We start from the raw sequence: 21,696 nt of genomic DNA, 5'->3' as shown, positions 1-21,696 counted from the left end.
CGTTCGCCCTCTTTGCAAGGGAGGCTTCACCGCTTCGCGCCCTTGTCAAAGCGGTCTTTCAAGTTGAGTCGATGAAATCAGGCAATAAGCGAAGTGATACTCAACGAACCTAAAAGGAAAACCGCTATGAACGCAATCAACCCAATCTCAGCGCCCTCTAACCGTCAAGACGCGACCAGCGTATCGCCGCTGGACACTCAGGCAACTGCACAAAATGATGCCTCTATTGTGATACTGCCTGTTAATCAATTGGTGGTGTCGGATTTAAACGTGCGAAAGAGCAAAGCCAGTAAAGCCGATGATGAATCTCTACAAGCGTCCATCTTGGCGCATGGCATCATTCAAAACTTGGTCGCGTTGCCTTGTGAGTCAGGTCGGTATCCTGTCATCAGTGGGGGGCGTCGTTTAGCTCAACTCCAAGCGCTGGTTGAATTAAATAAAATTACACCTGAGCACCTTGTGCCCGTTAAAATCTTAAATGCGTCCACCGTGTCGCACGATGCCACTGAAATCTCATTGACTGAAAACGTCACACGCGCCTCGATGCACCCAGTCGATGAGTTTGAGGCGTACTCAAAAAGAGTCGAAGACGGCGCAACCGTGGCCGAGGTCGCGCAACGTTTTGGTAAAACACAACGTTATGTGCATCAGCGCATGAAGTTAGCAGCGGTCGAGTCGGCTATCCTTGAAGCATACCGCGAGGGCAACGTCTCTCTTGAGCGTGTCATATTATTCACCCTTGCCAGTCCAGAGCGTCAACGAGACGTGTGGGAACAAGTGAAAGAGAAGTCTTGGTATTCTGAACATCAAGTACGCCACATGCTCAAAGAATCTGCATTGGAAGCGTCAAGCGGACTCGTCACGTTTGTTGGTCAAGCGTATTACGAACAAGCAGGGGGGATGGTCACCACGGATTTGTTTTCTGACAAAATTTATTTTGAAAACCGCGCCTTAATGGAATCGCTTGCGAGGGCTAAGATACAACTTGAAGCGGATAAACTGAGCGCGCAGGGCTGGAAATGGACCGAAATACTGCTCACACGCACTCACGATGAATCGCGTGGCTATGTTGAACTGACGGCCAATCAAGGTAAATATAAGAAAGCCGAAAAAGCGTTAGCAGGGTGCATTCTCGCGTTAGGCCACAACGGGGATATCTGCATCATTAAAGGTTTGGTGGCGAAATCCGAACGTAAAGCGCTCAAAGCCTTGCAAGCCGAATATGCCAAGAAAGCAAACCGTGAGGAGGGCGTCGAACTAGGGGAGGGTTTAAGTGACGTTGTCGCGTCAGAGCCAACCTATTCCGGCGCACTTACTGACGATTTGAACGCGCACCGCCTAGCCATGGCAAAACATGCCTTGATGCAAAATACGTCACTTGCGCTCGATGCGCTTCACTTCTCTTTGTGCCTGAAAGCCCAAAATCAATACTTGAGTGCGCCCATTAATGTCACCCTAAATCACAGCGCTGTTGAGCCAAAGCAAGGGGATTTTAATGAGAACAAAGCACTTGAGCGTATCGAGCAACACAAGCAAAGTTTGGACATGACGTGGTATGAGGCAAGCGGTGAGCACGAACGCTTTCAAGCGTTCGTTGCCCTCGATAGTGAAGAAAAACACAAGCAAGTGGCGTTCGCCACGTCATTAATGCTCGTGCCTTGTCTGGTTGGGGATAACCGCTCCACTCATGATTTCCTCTATCAAGCACTGGCCTTTGATGCGCCCGATTACTGGCGACCAACCACGGACAGCTTCATCAAACGCATCAACAAAGAGGCGCTGATTGATATTGCCCGTCCTGTGATGTCAGAAACGTGGTTACAGAGCGCCCAATCGCTCAAGAAGAGTGATTTGGTGAAGCAATTAACTATCTGGCTTAATGGGGGAGATAACTCACTGACAGAGCCACAGAGGGCGCATTTCGCTCAGTGGATGCCCGTGGGCTTTTAATGTCCTCAATATGCAGTCCTGACGGACTGCATATCCCCAACCGTGTGTGAGCCTTACTTCGTCTACGAAAAAAGGCGTGCTCCCCATTACCAAGATAAGTTCAGGAAAAAGCAAAAAGAAAGGCTCGTTAACACGAGCAAGCGCTGTCCCAGGGCCTGTTTTGATTTAAGGCCTTTTTTCTATGGATAATACCTGAACTCAGTGCATGCTGGTTTAGGTTTAGGCAGTAAAATAATTAACTATCAGTGAGGCATTTGGAGGTAACTTTTCGTGCAGAGCTTTCCGTTTTCTTGGGCGTTCTCGCTTCGCTCCGTTCATTCCGTCGCTTCGCTCCTCCCGCGATAACGCATGACACGAATATCGAGCAAAGCTCGATGTGCCATTGCGTTCCTGCGAACAATCACCCAACGCCTCCGCTCACTGCGTTCGCTACGCCTCGTCATTCTTCCTCGTTGTCTTTCACTGCCTGTCATTAAGACAGAGTAAGGGCCGAGTTTTTTATGCGCCGATTTTCCTTTCTACTCGCATCACCTTACGGACTCGCAAGCTGTTAACCATGACCTTTCAGAACCTCAATAACAAGGGTATATGAACGCTTCGCGCCCTTGTTATTGAGAACCATGAAAGCCCGATGGACAGCTAAGCGGCTCCGAAAGGTGATACTCAAACAAAAAGGAAACTCCCCATGGCGCAACAAAACTCAACCCTAACTCTCTCTAAATGCCAAACAGCGACCAGCGTCTCGCCGCTGGCGGGCGAAAGCTCACCAAAACATGATGTCTCTTTAAAGCAGAGCGAGAGCGCACCGCAAGGATTTTCGATTGCGCCTTGGAGTGACATTACAGCAGAAGAACTCAAGGCCGCAGGGTTTGTTCAGCGTGAGGCTCAGTACTTCCCGTTCACGCTGGCAGAGGTACGCGCCCTTATCATGCGCCAATTTCAAATCGGGACGTTAAGGGACTGTTTTGTTGTGCTGGATGTGTCTACGCCTTTTGAAACCCTTTATTCATTTGACCGTTGCCCGTTTTAATGACGGGCGATGTTTTTAATTAAGACAAGGAATAGTAAAACCATGAAATCGTTATCTCATTACATCCAAGATAAACAAACGCAAGCGTTTAATGACGCAGGGGCTTTTTTTGCTTTTTCTAATCAGCAGTTTGCCAAAGCAAAACAACAAGGCATTGAATACGTCTCAATAGGGGCTGGATTAATTTGTCCTACCGACAGAGCCAAACAATTAATTAACCGTCTCGCCACCATTAACCAAGAAGGAATTAAGCAAGACATCAAAGACAATGGGAAAGATGCCATTATTCGCCGTGAGCTATTTAACTACGAATGCTTTTATAGCGGGGACATTATGGATTGCGTCGAAAATCTCACCGAATACGGCTATTGCTTTGATGATATTCACCAAGTCTATCGCCACATTTGCCAGACCGAAAACGTGTGTTAATCAACCAATAAAAAACGCCTTGATATGAACGCTAATAAATATCAAGGCGCGACCCATTATCTAATCTTAAAGGACAACCCAATAATGAGCGAGTTAGAGTTTACAATAGAAAACAAAAAAATGGAAGCAGAGCAGTATGTGTGCAGCGCCCAACCTTTTGAATTGGGAGCGGTGGTGATGACTCAAGGCGTAAAAATGTTATTGAGTGACAACATCGGAGCTAATTTGCGTATTTACTTAATGCGTCATCAAAACGGCGATTGGGGGGATATGCCAATAGAAGATAAAATTGCTAATGATGAGGCGACAAAAATAGGCGCTCGTATCATGTCAGGTTATCAAATTTGCAATCAAAGGATTTGGATTATTACCGAAGGCGATCGAAGTGTGACCACCGTATTATTCCCGTTCGAATACTAACGGCCATTATTTATCGTGTTATCATCCAGCCTTCGGGCTGGATTGTTATTAATAGAGAGAGGATATGAAGGCACTATTTTTATGGGGGCTTATTTTCCCTTTCCCTGTGTTTGCTTTTTGTTTTAATGAGGCTGGCAACCATTATAATGTGTCACCAGACTTACTCAGAGCCATTGCAACCGTTGAAAGTAACTTAAACCCTAAGGCTATCAATGAAAATAAAAATAACGTCGGTGAGGTCGTGAGCCGCGATTATGGCCTGATGCAAATTAACTCAATCTGGTTCGACAAGCTTTCATATTTTAATGTGAATGATCAGAATGTTTATGAACCGTGTTTTAACGTGTCATTAGGTGCATGGGTATTAAGCGCTAACTTTGCCAGTCACGGTTATAACTGGAACAGCGTGGGGGCATATAACGCAGGGTTTTCCAAACGTACCGAAACCGCCAGAAAAATATACATCCAAAAAGTCCAATCTGTTTATTATTCGCAAAACGTAAAATAACCCGCACTGCACCGCTCTGGTGCAATACGTCTTGCCGTCCAACGTTCTCATTCCTCTTTGCTCTTGCCTGTTCGTCCCTTTCTGCATCCCCGATTCAGTCGTCATGGGTTCGTCTTTTTGCTTCGGCCTGGTTTTATTTCCTCAAGTTCTACCCACTCAAGCTGATGAAGCCGCCCCGACTTTTTACTTTCTCTGAAAGTTACCACACACCACGCTAAATCGAAAAACGATTTAAATGGTTGTCTGTAAAAACATAAAAGCATTAAAAACAACAGCTTATATTCAAATTTAGCGTGTGTATTTAGATGGGGAAAATTTTCAAAATCTCAACTAATTAGCCGCTGAAATTCAATGTGGAATTACATCATTTGTGCATTGATTGTACTTAACCCCTTTAATGGAAAGGGCTGTGAGTGATTTAAAGTACAAATAATGTAGATATAATTTGCATGTGATTAAGTCTGTGTTTTTAAATGTGATTAATGTTATTCTTAATAAGTTGATGCATCAGATGTGATGTGATTATAATGTGCTTCTAAAGTGCAAATTTACGGTGGAGTAGCAAGTTTATGGCTAAATCTTTTTCTGTTCAAAGTTACATTCGAGGTAAATTGGAGCAAGATTTTAAGACGTTCAGAGACAGAGAAAAGTTGGGTGACGCGGAAGCGGTTCGGCAACTCTTGACGTTGGCATTGCAGATAAAGTTAAACGATAAAGAAGACGATCGCCCATCAAACCGTGAGTTGATGGAGGAGATGTACCGACGCATTAGGTTGATACAAGGTACTGGTAATTTAACGCATACACAGAGCTTTGATGGGGTGGCTTTTCATGAAAATAAAAAAGAAGCAGGGGAGATGCGTAATTTGGTGTCGGCTGATGTCAATAATAAAGTGGAGTCCTATCTTTCAGGCGAAAAAAAAGGGTAGCCCTATGGCTACCCTTTATTATCGCTCTAACTCTCTGTCTATTTCTCTGTTTTCCCAATCGCTCTCTTTCTCTGGATGATTAAAAGCCATCTCGTGTTGAGGTGACGGCGATTTGCTTTCAAAGTGTTCAAGGGATTGACTGTCCCGTTCTTTTTTCTCATCCAGGTTCAGAGTGTCTAATTCTCTTTCTTGATGAGTGGGATGGGCTTCGCTTAATTCGATATCATGCGCGCGGTTATCGCGGTCTAATTTATCTATGCAGGTTTTAATGTCCTCCTTTAAATGGTCGTCTGACATGAATTGAATGTCTCGACCATTAAAGTTCTCAACAATCTTCTCGATGTTGTTCGGGTTTAAATCGTGGTTGCCTTGGTTTAAGACAATAATGACATTCTGTCTTAATTCATCCGTGGGTATATTTTGAATGTCATTCTTGTGGTTGACGTTAATAATGTCCATTTGGCCTTGAGTGTGCTCGCGTATTAAAAATGAGTTTTCAATCGACGTGCTGATGAGGGTGGTGTTTAAATGCTCCCCTTGATGGAAGGTTGTTAATTGTTTGGATTTTGTCCCCAGCGTTCTTGGATTAATGTCTAAGGCGCTGTCTTTATTTCCCTGATGGTCAAGGTAGGTCACTTCAATGGCTTTGGTTTCGCCTTGTTTGTTGTGAATATTGGTGACCATGGCGGGATGGAAGAGTTTGTCTTCAGACGAGTAAACCGCCGGGTGGAATTTAACCTGGTCATTGTGGGTGTGATTTACCCCAAGTTTGTTTAAGTAAGTTTGAGCCAGTGTGTTCTCTATCGGTTTACTTTGACTAATGTATTCCTTGGCTCTTTCTTCAAATTGCGCAATATGCTTTGGCGTGGTATTGAGTAATTTGTCATGTTTGCTGTTTTCCTCCAGTTGGTATTTATCTGGCTCATTTAACATAGTATGGGCTTCTTTCATGGCCTCTTTATAGCCCATATCTTTGTGGCTCATGATGAGGTTAATCAGCGAGCCTTTCTCGCCCGTGGTGTAGTCTTTAAAATAACCACGATGCTCGCCTGTTAAGGTCACTTTAATGGCGGATTTGCCAATGCCAAAGGTTAAATAGTCGCGGTCGGATTTGGATTGGTTGGGTTTACCTAATAAGTGCATGGCCAAGCTTTCGGTGTATTTCGGGAGTTGCGTGTTGATGTGCTCCTTAAATTTCTTGTAGTCAAAGTCACCGCTTTTATTTTGGAAGCGAACGTCCTCATGGGGCAGGGCGTTACGGTTAAAGTAAGTGGTGGCTTGGGGTGGGGTTTGGTTGACGGTTTCTATTGCACTGGCTTTATGGCTTTCTTTGGATAACCAGCTTTTGAGCAGGTGTGTTGTGTTATCGGTATAGAGCCTTATGTGCTGGCTGGCGCGGGTGACATCAATGCCGGCACGTCTTAGGTTGGTTAATGCGCCTTTGCTTTTGATGGCCGTAATGACGTGTGGGTACGTGGCCCCTTGCGCCATGTCTGCGGTTCGGCTGTAAGCGTAGTCCCAATGACTGTCTTTTAACTCATTCGGGTTGATGGTGAGCGTTTGGCCACTTTTTGATTGCGCCATGATGCTGTCTTGTCCGGCTTGGGTGATGCGGTACTCCACATTGGCTTTGATGTCGCGGCTTTTATCAGTAAAGCGAGTGACAATCTTATCGCCTGTTGAAAGTGGCTTTTCTGATACAGAGAAAAGCGTCGTGAAACGATGGTCACGGTTACGCGGTAAGAACGGCTTTGTCTTGCCTGTGCTGGCGTCTTCAAGCGTCACCACACCATGCTCTGAATCCACGTGGGTAATGGTGGCGTACTCACCGGGCTTGGTGCTCAGCACTAAGCCTTTTTGGTACGGCATCATGGTGGTGAGCTCTTCCCCCGTCGCGCCGATGGAGCGCAATCTCGTGGCGACAATGTTCTCTTTGCCGATTTCCTCGTTTTTCATTAAGCCAACACGAACGTAGGCCGTGATGTCATCACGCTCTTGGTTGGTGTAGGCGATGATGAGCGTGTTTTCGCGGGTTTCAGGTGTGCGCGCTAGATAATCCTTTGCTACGACAAAGGGCAGCTTTTCAGTGGCTTCTAACTGCGCTTTGCGTCGGTCTTTATTGTTTTCATCCAGCGTGGAGATGACATGTTGGTGATTGCCTTGCGTATCAGGCGCTTGGTGTTGGAGTTTGTCCAGGGCGCTTTCGGGTTGCTTATCAATGGTGTTTTGTGCGGCATTGAGTAGGGGGTCGTTTTGCTGACGAATGATGTCGGTCATGTAAGCGGTATCGAGGCGACCTTGACGCATGGCCAGCTCAAAGGGTTTACCGGCGCTTAAAGATAACAACTGCTCTTTATCCCCTAACAGCACGGCTTTGGATTGACTGGCATTGACCAACGTGGTGAATTCATCGGCTTGTTTGTTGCTGACCATGGAGCTTTCATCGAGAAAGAACAAAGTGCCTTGATAGTCACTGGCTTGGTGGTTGTCTTGGCGGACGTCGCTGAGTAGGCTCTCTAGGGTTTGCGCTTTCACGCCCTTGCTTTCCAGCTCAGAAACGGCGGCGTGGGTGGGCGCAAGGCCAATGACGTTTTGCTCGGGTTGTTGGCTGACTTGTTTTGCTAATTGGATAAGTTCAATGTTGGACTCGAGCATGGTGGATTTCCCTGTACCGGCTAAGCCTTGAATGGCGACAAAGCTGTCTTGGGTGGTTGAAATCAGGGTAAGGCTGCCTTGTTGTCCTTGAGTGAGGCGAGGCTGGGTCTCAAGAAAGGCTTTTACCTGCTTGGTTGTCGCAAAAGGCGGATGTTGGCCCTTGCCATTGGTGATGTTTTGCAAGATGCGTTTTTCAGTCTCAAGTGCCGCGTGTGTTGTCCAACGTGTGCCGTCACTGTATTCCGCGGAAAGGGTGTCACGGCGCTTGGTAAGCTCCGTGTCAATCTGGTCTTTGGTAATAACGCCGCCGGCTTCTTCAAAGGCGTAGCGTACCGCCTCCACCACTAAGGCTTTTTGGCTAAAGCCTGCTTCACGCTCAGATAAATGGTTTAAGGCAAAGCTGACCGCTTTTTCAATCAGTGGGGCGTTTTGCGCTTTTGCCAAGGCGGAAAGCGCCTGACTGACGTCTTGGGTTAACAAGGCTTGGGTGGCGCCGCTTAGGTAGCGGTCGTTGACGTTTTGCGTTTGCAAGACACGCTCAATGGCCGACGGGGAGACCTGCTCTTTTTCTAGGGCGCTTTGGGCTTTGTTTGGCTTGTCGGTGAAGACATCCAGGCGCGCTGTTTTTTCAGTGAGGTCGTTTATCAGGGGTTTAGACAGAGTAAAGGCTTTTCCTGATAGCAAGGTATGGGCTTTTTGCTCGATGTGGCTGGCGCCGTGAACGTAATTGTATTGCAGGGGTGCGTCTTTTAGACTCTCTAGGCGTAGGTGTTGTGGCTTACCTTGACTATCACCTTGATTCTCCAGTGTGATGTGTTCTTTATCCACGTTAGTGACAAGGTAACTTTGATTGCCCTCTAAGCCAGAAGGAAAGTGCTTACCCAGTGTGCGAAGGCGTTCGCCTTGGGCGATGTTGAGACTTTGCGGTTTATTGATTTGCATTTTCATCTTCTTAAAGGCGCGACTGGACGGGTCAAAGCGGTGTGACTGTCCATCGCGTTTGCTGAGTGCGGTCATGGTGTTGCTCTCTTTGTCGATACTGGCAATGACAAAACTTTGGGGTTTGCCTTGCTCCCAATGAGTGAGGGTCATGCCGGGTTTGTAGTGTTGGACAAGCGGTTGCTGCGCTTTGGAGAGAGAGTGAGGGGTTTGAGTGAATAGCGTGGTTTCATGACGAGAGAGGGCGCCGGTGTTTTTTAACTGCCCTCGTATCGCTTCGGTTAATCGCCGCTGCTCGACGCCGGAGGTGGCAATCACTTGGGTGTTGGCTTTGTCCGGCAAGTCAGCGTAGACCCTTGCTATCCTATCGGTGTCGTTGTCATGCAGTTTGATGTCGGTGGGGGCGCTTTTCCCACCGACCCACGTATGATGCTCTACGTTGCCTTTGCGGTACAGTTCAATGGCGTTGTTGGCTTTAAAGCCTTGACGACTGGAGACGCGGTTCAGCATCACCACCTTGGTGTTGGATTGCTTGGCTTGGTCGGTGAGACTCATCAGCTCATTGGCGCTCATCTTATTGGCGTCGTCGATGAGCAAGATGTCTTTGTTGGTGAGCGGCGTTTCGCCCTGGAGCAAGCTTTGGGTGGTGTGGCGCTGCTCAGGTGTAAAATGATGCGTTATCCAGGCGGCTAAGGTGTGGCTGTGGCGCTGAATATTCTCCACGCCTTCTGATTTGGCTTTGGCGGTTTGGGAGACGAACTGAACTCGTTTTCCGCTGTGGTTGCCGACATTAAGCAGTTGCTGCGCGATACCTTGTGATGAGCCGTGCACATTGACGACATGAAACTGCTTGGTGGACTGAAATAGGTCGGTGAGCTTTTGTTGCTGGTTGGCTGGAATATCAAGGCGATGTAAGAGCGAGGGGTCAATGTGGGTGCGCATGTGGTGCGCCCGTCCTTGGGTGCTTTTCATGAGTGAGCGCTCATTATCAATCAGGGTTTGGGTGGTGTATTGCCCTTTATCGGCTAAAGGAATAAGCGCGCCCTCTTTTATCTGTTGGTCTAGGATGGCTTTAAGCTCAATCGCATTGGCTTGAACGCCTCCTTTGGTAAAATCAGATGCGGCAAGTTCAATGATTTTTTCTAGGTGTAATGCGGTGCTGTATTGACCTAAATGGTCAATGGCTTTATGAATGGCGGCTTTCGCATCATCTGGCGTAATCCCATCTTGTGATGTTTTGGCTTGCTGCGCCATTCCCACTAACTCAGACGGCTCATAGCCTTGCGAGCGTACTTTAGTTTGCCACTGATTATTGAGGCTTTCATGACTCTGGTAGGTTTTGCTTTTACGTGTATCGAGGTTGGCGACGTCTTTTGCCGCGCGTGAATCAAAGCCTAAGTCTAGGGTGCGTTGGTCAATTTGCTGTTTGCGAGTCGATGATGTTTCAATAATGGGTTGAGGGACACCGTTGACTTCGAACTGACCGTTACCGACGCCTCGCGTCGAATAACCAAGGGCTTGTACGTCTTTAGCAAGCTGGCTTTGGTATAAGATACCGTAGTATTTTTGGAAGTTGTAAATGCGTTCACCTGTGCCGTTAATGACACCGCCTTTTTGTTTTAGGCTGGTTGATAAAGCCCGTAAATCACCTTCTTGGTCTCGCGTCATGTTTGCCGCTAGAGCGTGAGAGTGGACTTGTGGGTCATTTTCACGGCTGGTCTTATGGCGCACGACCGCAAATAGCATCGAATCCGTATTTTCGTATTCTTGGATCCCTTTTTCATGAGTGACTTTGACTTGTGCCACGTCTTTTTCAAGCTCTGTTAAAGCAAATTTGACGGCGTTGTTATGCGCTTCAATGAGGCGGGCATCTCCTCCAACAAGCGCAAGAACGCTGATGGTTTTAGGAGCCGAAAAGGTCAGATCGAAGCCTGATTTGTGATTTCCCCGCTTCCCTTTAATGGTTTCATCGCCTAGGTTGCCTGAGAGTACCGATTCTAAGGTCGGTTGGTCTACGGCTTTGCCTGCCAGTCCCGCTTCGATGGCGAGTTTGCCATGCCAAAAGGTGTTCTCCTCTTGGTCTTTTTCTTTGAGGTAGTAGTTGTCACCGGCGTCTTTTTCTAACGAGAGATCCGGTGAGTCTTTTGGGTTTTCTTCGCTTAGGTAATATTTAGCGGCGCCAGAAGCGGATTTCAGTGGGCTAATAGAAAGCATGAGTATTTTCCTTATGCAACGCAAATTGCCGCTAGCAGCAAAACTGAGCGGTAGTGAGGATGAAAAATGAGATTAAAATTCTTTCAGTCCCTTTTCTTGTTTCATTTGGCGGTTTAGTTATGATTGAAGTTTGTGGATATTATGATTAGTCGTTTGGATTTTTGAGGTGCTTTAATGAAAAGACATAATGGTGATCTTGAACCGATTTTTGTCCTTATTGTTTGTGTTTTTATTGGTATGGTTATGTGGGTGGGCAAGACTGCAGAAGTACCCTTTGAGATGGCGGTGAGTGCTGTCACATCCTTTATTGTATGGTCTGTTATTCTTGCAGGGGTATTGTATGCAAGGTTCAGTATGGATGTTGATATTTTAGATTTTACTTACCCTATATTTGCTGTTGCTTTGTGGAGCATGTTAACTCCGTTTTTAGACTATTGGGCAAATGAAGGGATTGTTCGTACTTTTACTCAAACAAAAATTGCTTTTTATGGCGAGCATTGGTTTCAGTGGGGAGTGTCGGCTTCAATTTTGATTGTCGGCTATTTTATGGTTTTTTGCATGAGCCGATATAGATATGAACAACACTGACAATCAGTGCGTAAGTCCAGATACAAGAAAACGCCCATGTTACAAATAACGTCCACATCTGAATAGGTAATGAGAATAACGGTATTGCGATTATTGATGCCGTGATTACTGAACATACACTAAAGTGACAAAGGGCGTTTCTTAGTGTTGCAATGCTGGTTCTAGTAAGCGCTTTCACATTTTTCTTTTTTGATAGCCATCGGTGAAAGCGTGAGGCGTGAATGCTGTTTCCTTTTTGTTTGTTTAGAGCGCAAGCTAAGAACGTTGAGTACGTAATGATAAAGACAATTTCTAGTGTAGTTTGATACAAATTGTTATGCACCCTGAGTAGGATGAATGGACTATAAAATAAAAAAATTAACCATGCTATATCACGGGTCAATAGGGCTATTGTCATAAAAGGGTACTGGCTTCTGACAGTGTGCCTCGTTTTTTTAAACTTGTCTTTGAGTGGCATGGTGGTGCTCCTTATATAACGTAAATTGCCGCTAGCAGTAAAACTGAGCGGTGTGGGAGTTAAGGGAAAGTAGAAGTAAAATCTGTGTGGACTAATTTGTTGGTTTACGGCTCAAAGCTCGAATCGATAAATAAAACACTGCCATAGCAAAATCGATTTAATGATGTGATATCGTCAATGAACTCACAAAACCATTCGGGGCATTGATCATTGTTGTAGTGTTGAATAATGAGAATATTCTGCCTTGCCTCGTACATAGGGTGTCGGGTGATATAGTCAAGGATGTCAAATGCTGCGTCACTGTAAGGTATGTGACTCTTAAAAGTATCGTCAATCTTTTCGATGTAGCCGGAGAGCATTTCATAGCGCTCATGCGCCTTGGTTTTAGAAAAGATGCTCTCTTTTTGCTGTTTATTGAAATGGCGCGGTCGTCTCATATTCACGAGATGAAGGGGTACATGGCGCAAAGTACAATAATAGGACGTCAGTCTTAAAACCGTTTCTGCCTCACTGGGAAAAATTATGTTGTTGTGTGTATACCCATCCCCTGCTTTTTTGAAAAGACGAAATAGGTAGGATGGGGTGTTTACGATAACCGCATTTAAATATCTGCTTGCCTCAAACTTTGGGGGTTGGAGCAAATTTGATTGAGGGTGTTTTTCTGGGGATGATGGCTTTGTGGTACGGATTAACTTGAAAAAGTTCGTCTTGATTTTGTCTTTGATTGACATGGTGGTATTTCCTTATGTAACGCAAATTGTCGCTAGCAGCAAAACTGAGCGGTGAGTGTTGTTACTGTGGTTACAAAATGATCCCAACACAAGCAAATGAATTGCTGGCGGTTAGCGTTCGTTCTTCGTGAATGGTGACGCCATGTTCATCAATCTGAATGGATGTAATGCCCGCTTTAAATCGATCTAATTCTACAATGTCGTCTTCGGTTAAGTGCTTGCCATGCGTCAAGCAATCTAGACTGTTAAAGCTGTATTCATCGGTTGCCATTGCTGGTATCGAAGCATCGGAATATTTCATGCACTCGTTGCCGTACAGCCAATCTTGAGCGCACTCCATATTGGTTTCTAATTGATAAGTCATGTGGTGTGTGACGCTTGCAAAAGAATGGGACGGGCTTGTCCATTTATAGATCACGTTAAAAGAGTCAATATGGCTAGGGATTGTGGCGTACCAACCTCGACTTTTAGTGCGATCGCCTAAGTACACCGACACATAACGTTTGTTTGGCCAAAAGCGTTTTGTTTTTAACTTGCCGTTTGGCTTTGCCCAGTCTGGCCCGATAAATTCAAAATGAATGTCACTGATCTTGTTGCTGGTCAGCGCTGGTGTCAGCAGTATTCTCGGCGTAAATTGCAGATATCGTTCTTTTGGATAAAGAGGTAAGTCAATGTCGAGTTGGTGTTTAATGGCGGATTGGATCTCAGAATGCGCTTGGGTGTAGCATTCTGACCACTCAATACTTTTTGCGGCGGCCATCGCGGTGATCCCACTGGAATATAAAGAGATGTAGCGTGTCCAATCGTGCTTGATGTATCGGTATGGGATTGTTTTGACATGAGCTGCGAACTCCTTAAACCAGGCTTTCCATTTTGCGTCATATTCGTTGGTCATTTGATGGTTTACATAGTTAAGTCCTTTTTGTGTAAAAGACACGGACGTTTGCTTGCCGTTAATCTCTAGATACCCTCCAGATATGAGTGAGGTTAAAATATCGCTGACTAACACGCCTGAGTGTGGATAAACATCCAAGGCGCGCTCTTTCGCTTGTGACTGACTCAATCCGACTCGCCTTTTTTTCATGTGTTCTAAATAGTGATGTTCGATACGATGAACGGAATGATGTTGGGTCATAGGCCAGAGCCAATTTAAAAGGTCGGACGCATACAGGGTGTTGGGTCCTAACTCGATGACATAAGAAGTGGGTGGCGTGGGTAATGGAGGGCGATCCTCTTCATTGCCATCCATCGAACTTAACTCTTCGCCAGTTAAGTTTCTCAAAATGACACTGGACAGCCCTTCAATGTTGTCGATGTGCTCACCTACCCCGACTCTCACGCTTTGTATGAAAGGGATAATGGATGCGGGGTCAAACACAATGCTATTGGTCGATATGGGGGGCATTTGGGTTTGTGCTGTTAAGTCGTCCCAATCGAGATACCCTATCGCTTGAGCGCAAATCGACAACCATGCGGTTTTTCCAATGAAGGGATTAGGCAGAATTTCCGTGCTGATGAGTTGATGACGGATGGTGAGTAATTGTGTGTGAAGTACGGGGAGGTGCTCTGGTTTGATGGTGATGTTATGGCTCATCTTTTTATCCTTTTTCTGTTAGTAGGGGGCGAGTGTGTCTTTGAATGACCGGGTTGTTTTTTGTGCAATGTAAATCGCCGCTAGCCGCAAAGCGGAGCGGTGAGTCGGTCGGTAAATGTGTGAAATGGCGCGTTTTGGCTGCGTGGCGTAAAAAAGCCTTGCGATGGCAAGGCTTGGTGTTGGAGTGATTAATCGGCGGACGAGCAAGGGGTCAAGGTATACCCTCGGTGGTTGGTTCGTCGAATGAGCTTTAATGCGGCTTCATGCGTCAATGTCAGGTGTCGCCAGTCATTGCCATCGAGCATATCAAGCACGAATAAGGCTTTTGCTTGGCTCTCCTTTTGAGATGATGTTGGACGGGACTGATGTTGTCTTTGGATTTTTTGTTGGTGTTTGTGGTGTTTTCTTGGCTTCATGTGGCCTCCCATGCAAAACAGGAATGAAAAAGACAAGGGATAGGATACGCGATGCGGAGTAGAAAAAAACGACGCCAAGTGGCGTCGTTAAATGAAACAAAGTTAGGGCGTTATGTTCAGCCACCCCAAAATTACACTGGAAGCAATGTGAGCAATGTTGCGTCAAATTGTTTGCAAATAGTAATCATTATCATTGAGGCCGTCAATGGTTATTCAAGCGGGTCCCATAATTGGTGAAAAGCTTGCTCATCCAGTAAATCCTCAATGCGCCGCCGCACTTTGTGTTCACTTTTTTTGCCTTCTGATAAGGGTTTGATGGGAGACTCACTGTGGTCTGATTTGGATTTAATGGTCATGCGTTGATGGTCTTGTAAGGGGTTTTTTGCCATATTGAGAGCCTTAATAAGTTCATTTGCTTTTCATTATTCAGATAGGCCGTCCATTTCAATATCTTGAGATATTGCGGACTCTTCAAGCTCTGCCTGAGCGCGCTCTTGATAGTCACTCTCGACGTTGAGTTTAGCGGCTTCTTCGCTTGCGAGGTGTTTGACCGCGTCACTTTGAGTGGCCGCTTTGATTTGGTTGGTCTCAAGCGTCATCTCTTCGGGCGTATCAAACTGCTCCGATTGCCTTTTTGCCAGTACATCCCGGTCTTCTTCACTAAGAAACAGTCCAGGGGCTACGCATTCACAATACACCGCTTCTTGATACGCCCGTATCATCGCAGGCGAGAGCGTATAATCTCGCTTGATGAACGCGGGCGTGACATCGCGCCTCTTATCAAAGTGTAAATCCAGTTGAGTGATGAAACTGCTACCGGGGACGCGTAAGTAACATTGTAAATCATCCATGGCTTGTATTTCACTGCTCGACACCACCGGGCGAGTCACGGTCTGATGGCCAATGGAGACCCCGTCACGCAAGGCGTTTGCACCATAAGAGATGTTTTCTCTTGATACGTCCACTTCTTGCTCCCCTAAATCTTTAGAGGAAATCTGCGCCATTTGCGCCGACGGCGCGCGAAAATAGAAGCGGGTGTTGAGCAAATCAAAAATCACATCCGCGGTGTTTTTGCCGTAAGTCTTAACCAATTGAGCGTAAGACTGGAGACCAATCACATAGCACCCCCCAAATTTACGCACCTCTGAGATGATGTTATCCAGCTCTGGCAGTTTATGTAAACTTGGCATCTCATCCATGATGACCCAAATGCGCCGGTTGTCATCGGCCTTCAAGCCCAAAATAGCGTTAGAAGCAATGGCAAGCCATGTCGAGATGAGCGGGCGCAATGAGGCGTGTTGCTGCGCATTACTGGATAAGAACAAAAAGCCTTTTTGTTTGTCATCTTGTACCCAGTCGGTAATAGAAAACGGTTTGCGTTTGGGTTTTCCTTTGGCGTCTTTGTCATCCAATCCATCTAAAAAGCGCAGGCTTTTTATGTAGGTGGCCAGCACCGACTTGATGGAGATGGCGGTCTTTTTGATGTCTTTTGAGACCAGTGAGGCCGATTCTGTTCCTTGTAAGAAATTACCCAGCGTTTCAAGCTCAGAGGTTAAAATGAGGCTGAGTAATCGGGCGGTTGAGCACGGTTTGTCGTCTTGGCTCATTTGATACGCGGCGCTGGAGAAGATGGTGCGCGCGGAATCCACCCAGAACGGGTCGCCTTCGCCGTGTTGGGGAATGAGCGCGTTGGCGATGTTCTCAAAATCAGGGGCATCCTTCGCGTCACACCAAACATCCCAGTTGGCACAACGTTCATCAAACGGGTTAAGCAGTGTGTCTTGGCAGGGGTCAAAGAACTTACTCGTGAAGGTGCAGCCTTTATCGTAAACAATGGCCTTATCTCCTCGCTTGCGTATCCAGGTTAAAAGCTTTCTCAGCAACACGGATTTACCGGCCCCCGTAGTACCATCGGCGAGTAGGTGCTGCACCTCAAATTCGTGTTTAAACAACGCAAGCCCATCGACTTTAAAATCCGAGATACGCCCGTTACCGACGCCTTGCTTTTTCAGCTTTTTGGCCCGCGACTTTAAATCTTGGGTTAGTCTTTTCGGCTCCGCGTATTGAAAGCCCCTGACATGAAAGTCTTCACTTTGTTTTTCCCCTTGTCGCCTGAAAAAGCGCATGGCCAGCATCCAGAGCACAAAAATCAGCCCGATGGTGAGCAAGAAGTTGATTTGTATTTGCTGGATGACCTCATCATATAAGTTAATGAGTTGGGTGTTTTCCAGTTGGGAGGCGAGCGTGCCGACGTAGCGCTTCCCACTCCATAAGGTGGTGACTTCGCTGTTGAGGTCGTGGCCTAAACTGGCATAAAGCCGATTGCGCCAATAATAGAAGATGGACCAAAAGGCGTTATTCGGCGCTCTGAGCCAGGTCATCAAGCCGGTTAAGGCAATCACCGACCAAATGGCGGCGGTGACTAAGGTGTTGTTGACTTGAAAGAACATCCGAATGGAGTGAAAGGTAATTTGTCCGCCACGGGTAAAGTGATTCCCTTTGGCGCGCGTGGGTCTAGGCATAATGGTTTCCTATTGTCTGTCAAGGCAGAGGTGGCGAGTTTGTTCATTACTAACTCTGGTACAAATAAATATTGTAAAAAAAGAAGAGGTCAGGTAGTTTCGATTGGGTCTTCATTGTTAGGCGTTGCTAGGTGCGGGAACCACCGATGAAGTGATGGCTTGATGATTGGGACTGATATTCATATCAGAATAGACGAAATGCCCTCCTTGATGAGGGCATTTTTATGCGTGAAATCAACGGATTTTTGCGATATGCTTTTTAGGCTGCTTGGTGTCACGAGACACGGAGGTTGTCCTTAAGGATAAGGCGTGGAAGGCGATAGGAGCTGATATACCTTTTTCGCCTCCATCAAGCAGCGCACCATCGCCAAAGGGTGTGAGTGATTGACCTCTACGTCATCGTTTTTTTATTGGCAAATGGCGAGATTTTGAGTAAGGTGTTGACTCGTTTGTTTCGTGCATCCGAATGAGTCACGATAGGTGCTCTATGTGACTTTTGTGTAAACTTGTGAATGAAAGCCAAAGCCCCACGTCATGCGTGGGGCTTTTTTTTGCAATAAAGACGACGATGGGGTTAAGGGGCGTGCTCCCTTGATGTTGTGTGGTCAGTGCCAGTCATCAGCTCCCAGGCTGGATGTCATCTCCAGTTCAAGCAACACCACGGTTTCAAGCGGTAAACCCGTTATGGCCACCACTGAATCCATCGGCATCCATTCATCCAGCATCCACTTTGCTACGTCGGTTTGAGACTGCGTGGTGCGGACAAATCGAGACTCAACTAACGCCACACTGCTTGTATCGAGCTTGAGTTTTTCATGCCAATTCGTATCCATGTTGTGCTCTTCGCTTTCTTGAAATTAATATTTCCAGCCATTAAGCTGCAATGATTTTGGAATGGGCGCGTAACAAGGGTATTCGGTTTGTAGGCCGTACTCTAGTATCGTTTTAGTAGAAACCCCAAAAGCGGCGGCATAGTTACCTTGCCTAAACCCTTGCGGGTCATTCTTGGCCGTTTTCTCCAGTACCGTCCAAATCATCTCTGTCACAAACTCAGGGTTGCGTTTGGGGTGCATGGCCATGGTGTCACGCATGCAAAACCAGTGGTTGCCCCCTAAGTCGTTTTGACGATTGACGCTGCCCAGATACGCCGCTTGAAGCCCGTCTAAATACGCGTTCAGCCTCATGCTCTCAACGGTGTCTGTCTCATCAATGTGCATCAAGAAGTAAGGGAGTTTGCCTACGTCAGCCATTTTTCGTTGCGCCCCCGCAAGCGTGGGGTTTTCATATTGATGATGAAGTTCTTCAAGTAATTGCTCTAACTCCGGGGAGTGCGTTTGAGCTTGCGCACTCGCACAAGTAAGCAGCAGTAACGCAAGAAAATGTTTCATGGTCATGTCCTTTATCGTGAGACTCAATACCTGATCATAATACCAGTATTTAAGCGGTGCATAAAGCTATTTTTATGCACCTCGATCACTATTGTTGTGTTGGGTTTTTGGTGTAAGCCGGCGCCGCCGGATACGCCTGGTCTGAGCTGACGTACTCCGTCCTTTCGGGGTTAAGCTCTGCCTCGACTTGGGGTTTGATGCGGATATCAATCATCGACTCAAGCGGCGCGATGTCTTGTTGCGCCCGCTCTTGCTGGTTATAAACGCTCTCTTTTGTGCCCTCAAAATACTCATCGTTGTACAAGGCGCCGGTTTGTCTGGCGCTAAGAACCGCCTCCGTGGTGGCCTCAAACGCCGATTGCGACCGCTCCCCCTCTTTATCCATTAACCTGCGTTGGCCGCGGCTTAATGCCGGTTTCTCTCCTTCTTGGGTCGCATCGGTTTGGTAGTCACTCTCCATGCGTTTGATTTTGGCGCCATTATCGCCCTCAAAGCCCGCGATTGAGGCAAAGGCTTCGGTGCGGGTGTAGTTTTGCCATTCTTCTTTCGCGTCGGCGATGTCTTCCGGCTGGAAGGCGGTCATGAGGCGTTTGACTTCCGGTTCCTCTAGTCTTTGGGTTTTTTCTAAGTAATTCTGGAATCCTTGGATGGAGTTGGCGGAGAAGCTGGACGAGCCAGAGTCTAAGCGCGTTTGGGTTTCTGACAGGGCCTCCAATTGCGATTGACTGTTCATGGCGCTGGTTGTTAAGGATTGGGTGTTTTGCATGTTTAAGGCAAAGTCGTGCGCGTATTGCTCCACATCGCTGCGCGTGTCTTTATGGTCGATTTGTGAGGCGGCGTTAGTAACCGTGGTGGCGCCTTCGCTGTATTGCTGCGTGGCTTGCTCAAGTTGCTGTTGCTGCTCTGCGCTCATGTTTGAGTAAGCAGTGCGCTCTTCGTCTGAGAATTTCACCCCGCCATTGACGCCAAAACTGAACGGGGAAGGGCCGCCCATGCCGCTTTTTCCGCCCAGGCCAAAGCCTGCATCCGCGCCGCCGTGAACGCTTTGTAAGTACGCCCGAGATTGGTCTTTGGTCCAGCTGTTGTTTTGGCTGACGTTATCAATGGCCGATTGCATGTTATTCATGCCCTCGCTCACTTGAGAGCTTACCCCAGTCGAGCCGCCCTCACCGTAAGAGAGGTTCTTGCTGACGCTGTCATTCCAGCGCTCATTGAGCGCCATGCCCGCATTGAGGCTTTGGCCAAGCTGCGTGGTGGTTTGGTCTAGCGATTGTTGCGTACTGCTGCGCGCGTTTTGCACCGTTTCTTGCACCATGGCTTGGGTGTTGGCGCTGATGTTGCCCCGGCTGGTTGTTTGGCTGCTGTCATAGGTCATGCGACCATCGGCGTGTTGGGTACTCACGGAGCCATCGCCTTTTTGCGTGTAGGTGTGCCCGGTGTTGGTTAAGGTGTTGTCATCAAATTTGTTGGCGTTGGTGTTGTTCATGCTGTGGTTGTCCATCTGCATGTTACCAAAATCCAAATTGCCACTGGCCGCCGCGGCGCTCGCCCTTGCGTTGGTTGAGTTAATCATGCCCGCCAGTTGGTAGTTCATGCTGGACATGACCGCTTGACCTCCTTTGAGAAGGCCGCCAGCAATGGCCGGGACGCTTATCATGAGAATGCCCGTCATCCAAGCAAAGCGGCTGTGAAGCTCATCCATGGCGTTCGCGTTGGAGAGCACCAGCCCCCCAAAGCGCCCAGACACATCGGTGGACAAGGATTCCAATCCCCACAATTGCAGCGCATTAATGATGGCAAACAAGGTCGGCCACGTGGATAAGTACGCGAAGGTGGACACGTAATTCTTTAAGACCAGCGCGGTCAGTCCGGGGATGACCGCCGCGCCCGCAATGAAGAAGCCCAAGCAGGCAAACAGCATGAAAATCAGGGTGTGCAGCATCGGCAAGTACTCGCGGGCCATGAGGCCAAGTGAGGCCCACATGGACGTGGTTTGCAGTTTGTTTTGGGTGTAGGCGTAGTTGAGCGCGCTTTGCGTTGGATCAAGGCGGTCAAGGTTATAACGAACTTCGTTCATCACCATGTTTTGTCTGATGTTGTTGGACGCTGAGGTGGAAATGTTGACGTACTTATCGTAGCTGCGTTTGAGCGACAGCGCGATTTGAGGCTTGTACTTGGCGGCATTTTTCCCTAACAGGTGATGCGCCAATGCGGTGAGGTTGCCACCGGCGGCGTCCGTGAAGCGTTTTCTGACGATGGGGTAGACTTGCGCGCAGGTTTTAAAGCTCATCTTACCCGCGCCTTCGTCTAAAAAGACCGCCCGTAGGGGGCTTTGTCTCACGGTGTCTAACATCGCAAAAATGTCGGGACTGGAAAAGAGGGTATCCCAGCTGTACTTGTTGTTGATTTGCACATCGCCAATCATGCAGTTATCAAAGTAGTCGTTCCAGATTTTCTTGAGCGCCACTTCTTGCACGCTTGATTGTCTGGAGAGTTGATACAGCTCAGAGCCAAACATCATGCCCGTGCGGCCATAACGCTCATCATCGGAGGTGGTGAAAATCGCTTCGACCCCTTCGGCCATGCCCACCATGACAGTAGAAAAGAAATAAGTGGGCAGCGCAACCAGATAAGGCACGTTATCCACGGTGAAAAACTTACCCGGCTCGGTTTTGTCTATCACCAGGACCCGCGCTTTCATGTTGATGAGCAATAACGGTACCAGAAAAAAGACCGCGCCCCATTTTATCAAATCTTTGGGGTTACGGCTGAGCATGAACATGAACAAGCTACTGATGAGCCCCAGCCCCAAGCAGATTTGTAAGAAGCTGCCAAAGGTGGCGGTGGTAAAAAACGTGGCTAAGGCGTTTAGCGCCTTGGCCACGACCTCAGAGCCGGTGTAGGTGTAATATTCCAGGGTTCTCAT

16 protein-coding genes are annotated in these 21,696 nt (G+C 47.4%); 7 read left to right on the top strand and 9 right to left on the bottom strand.

What is annotated here, in order from left to right:
* The first annotated feature begins 126 nt into the window (after positions 1-126).
* The 6 genes from QWZ04_RS22935 to QWZ04_RS22910 all read left to right on the top strand — a co-directional run bounded on the left by QWZ04_RS22935 (position 127) and on the right by QWZ04_RS22910 (position 5,266).
* On the top strand, positions 127-1,950 hold the full coding sequence (locus QWZ04_RS22935; protein ID WP_290330624.1) for a ParB/RepB/Spo0J family partition protein: 1,824 nt from the start codon (positions 127-129) through the stop codon (positions 1,948-1,950).
* Positions 1,951-2,635: 685 nt separating this feature from the next.
* The gene (locus QWZ04_RS22930; RefSeq protein WP_290330623.1) at positions 2,636-2,980 is read left to right on the top strand and encodes a hypothetical protein; all 345 of its coding nucleotides are present in this window, start codon (positions 2,636-2,638) and stop codon (positions 2,978-2,980) included.
* 42 nt (positions 2,981-3,022) lie between these two features.
* On the top strand, positions 3,023-3,409 hold the full coding sequence (locus tag QWZ04_RS22925; protein WP_290330622.1) for a DUF7659 family protein: 387 nt from the start codon (positions 3,023-3,025) through the stop codon (positions 3,407-3,409).
* Positions 3,410-3,493: 84 nt separating this feature from the next.
* The gene (locus tag QWZ04_RS22920) at positions 3,494-3,829 is read left to right on the top strand and encodes a type I restriction endonuclease subunit M (RefSeq protein WP_290330621.1); all 336 of its coding nucleotides are present in this window, start codon (positions 3,494-3,496) and stop codon (positions 3,827-3,829) included.
* Between the two features lie 64 nt (positions 3,830-3,893).
* Positions 3,894-4,337 carry a lytic transglycosylase domain-containing protein gene (locus QWZ04_RS22915; protein WP_290330620.1) on the top strand — a complete coding sequence of 148 codons (444 nt, stop codon included), beginning with the start codon at positions 3,894-3,896 and terminating at the stop codon, positions 4,335-4,337.
* A 569-nt stretch (positions 4,338-4,906) separates the two neighbouring features.
* Positions 4,907-5,266, top strand: coding sequence for a hypothetical protein (locus tag QWZ04_RS22910; protein ID WP_290330619.1), 360 nt, complete (start codon positions 4,907-4,909; stop codon positions 5,264-5,266).
* A gap of 18 nt (positions 5,267-5,284) precedes the next feature.
* On the opposite strand, the gene traI is transcribed toward QWZ04_RS22910, so the two are convergent.
* On the bottom strand, positions 5,285-11,074 hold the full coding sequence (traI, locus tag QWZ04_RS22905; protein WP_290330617.1) for a conjugative transfer relaxase/helicase TraI: 5,790 nt from the start codon (positions 11,072-11,074) through the stop codon (positions 5,285-5,287).
* A gap of 174 nt (positions 11,075-11,248) precedes the next feature.
* On the opposite strand from traI, the gene QWZ04_RS22900 reads away from it, so the two are divergent.
* Entirely contained in the window at positions 11,249-11,662 is a 414-nt protein-coding gene (locus QWZ04_RS22900; protein ID WP_290330616.1) for a hypothetical protein, read from the top strand.
* Between the two features lie 561 nt (positions 11,663-12,223).
* On the opposite strand, the gene QWZ04_RS22895 is transcribed toward QWZ04_RS22900, so the two are convergent.
* From QWZ04_RS22895 to traG, 8 genes are all read right to left on the bottom strand, one after another.
* Complete coding sequence (locus QWZ04_RS22895) at positions 12,224-12,850, bottom strand: hypothetical protein (protein ID WP_290330614.1); 627 nt, start codon at positions 12,848-12,850, stop codon at positions 12,224-12,226.
* A 70-nt stretch (positions 12,851-12,920) separates the two neighbouring features.
* Positions 12,921-14,444, bottom strand: a complete 1,524-nt coding sequence (locus tag QWZ04_RS22890; protein ID WP_290330613.1) for a hypothetical protein — start codon at positions 14,442-14,444, stop codon at positions 12,921-12,923.
* 188 nt (positions 14,445-14,632) lie between these two features.
* A complete protein-coding gene (locus QWZ04_RS22885) occupies positions 14,633-14,860 on the bottom strand; it encodes a hypothetical protein (protein ID WP_290330612.1) in 228 nt (75 codons plus the stop codon).
* Positions 14,861-15,069: 209 nt separating this feature from the next.
* Positions 15,070-15,249: a hypothetical protein gene (locus tag QWZ04_RS22880; protein ID WP_290330611.1), complete on the bottom strand. Its 180-nt coding sequence runs from the start codon at positions 15,247-15,249 to the stop codon at positions 15,070-15,072.
* Positions 15,250-15,282: 33 nt separating this feature from the next.
* Positions 15,283-17,382 carry a type IV conjugative transfer system coupling protein TraD gene (traD, locus tag QWZ04_RS22875; RefSeq protein ID WP_290330610.1) on the bottom strand — a complete coding sequence of 700 codons (2,100 nt, stop codon included), beginning with the start codon at positions 17,380-17,382 and terminating at the stop codon, positions 15,283-15,285.
* Positions 17,383-17,987: 605 nt separating this feature from the next.
* A complete protein-coding gene (locus tag QWZ04_RS22870; protein WP_290330609.1) occupies positions 17,988-18,215 on the bottom strand; it encodes a hypothetical protein in 228 nt (75 codons plus the stop codon).
* A gap of 24 nt (positions 18,216-18,239) precedes the next feature.
* Positions 18,240-18,770 (bottom strand): hypothetical protein, encoded by a 531-nt coding sequence (locus QWZ04_RS22865; RefSeq protein WP_290330608.1) that lies wholly within the window; start codon positions 18,768-18,770, stop codon positions 18,240-18,242.
* An 88-nt stretch (positions 18,771-18,858) separates the two neighbouring features.
* A complete protein-coding gene (gene traG / locus QWZ04_RS22860) occupies positions 18,859-21,696 on the bottom strand; it encodes a conjugal transfer mating-pair stabilization protein TraG (protein ID WP_290330607.1) in 2,838 nt (945 codons plus the stop codon).

The organism is Vibrio tapetis subsp. quintayensis (assembly GCF_030409945.1).
Classification (GTDB): Bacteria; Pseudomonadota; Gammaproteobacteria; order Enterobacterales; family Vibrionaceae; genus Vibrio; species Vibrio quintayensis.
This window is presented reverse-complemented; position numbering and strand designations above follow the sequence as displayed.

Bases quoted from the DNA above. Each gene is read 5' to 3' on its own strand.
- QWZ04_RS22880 (WP_290330611.1), bottom strand. From the start codon at position 15,249: ATGGCAAAAAACCCCTTACAAGACCATCAACGCATGACCATTAAATCC.
- QWZ04_RS22885 (WP_290330612.1), bottom strand. From the start codon at position 14,860: ATGAAGCCAAGAAAACACCACAAACACCAACAAAAAATCCAAAGACAA.
- QWZ04_RS22920 (WP_290330621.1), top strand. From the start codon at position 3,494: ATGAGCGAGTTAGAGTTTACAATAGAAAACAAAAAAATGGAAGCAGAG.
- QWZ04_RS22900 (WP_290330616.1), top strand. From the start codon at position 11,249: ATGAAAAGACATAATGGTGATCTTGAACCGATTTTTGTCCTTATTGTT.
- QWZ04_RS22930 (WP_290330623.1), top strand. From the start codon at position 2,636: ATGGCGCAACAAAACTCAACCCTAACTCTCTCTAAATGCCAAACAGCG.
- QWZ04_RS22895 (WP_290330614.1), bottom strand. From the start codon at position 12,850: ATGTCAATCAAAGACAAAATCAAGACGAACTTTTTCAAGTTAATCCGT.
- QWZ04_RS22925 (WP_290330622.1), top strand. From the start codon at position 3,023: ATGAAATCGTTATCTCATTACATCCAAGATAAACAAACGCAAGCGTTT.
- QWZ04_RS22870 (WP_290330609.1), bottom strand. From the start codon at position 18,215: ATGGATACGAATTGGCATGAAAAACTCAAGCTCGATACAAGCAGTGTG.
- QWZ04_RS22915 (WP_290330620.1), top strand. From the start codon at position 3,894: ATGAAGGCACTATTTTTATGGGGGCTTATTTTCCCTTTCCCTGTGTTT.
- traG (WP_290330607.1), bottom strand. From the start codon at position 21,696: ATGAGAACCCTGGAATATTACACCTACACCGGCTCTGAGGTCGTGGCC.
- QWZ04_RS22935 (WP_290330624.1), top strand. From the start codon at position 127: ATGAACGCAATCAACCCAATCTCAGCGCCCTCTAACCGTCAAGACGCG.
- traI (WP_290330617.1), bottom strand. From the start codon at position 11,074: ATGCTTTCTATTAGCCCACTGAAATCCGCTTCTGGCGCCGCTAAATAT.
- QWZ04_RS22865 (WP_290330608.1), bottom strand. From the start codon at position 18,770: ATGAAACATTTTCTTGCGTTACTGCTGCTTACTTGTGCGAGTGCGCAA.
- QWZ04_RS22890 (WP_290330613.1), bottom strand. From the start codon at position 14,444: ATGAGCCATAACATCACCATCAAACCAGAGCACCTCCCCGTACTTCAC.
- traD (WP_290330610.1), bottom strand. From the start codon at position 17,382: ATGCCTAGACCCACGCGCGCCAAAGGGAATCACTTTACCCGTGGCGGA.
- QWZ04_RS22910 (WP_290330619.1), top strand. From the start codon at position 4,907: ATGGCTAAATCTTTTTCTGTTCAAAGTTACATTCGAGGTAAATTGGAG.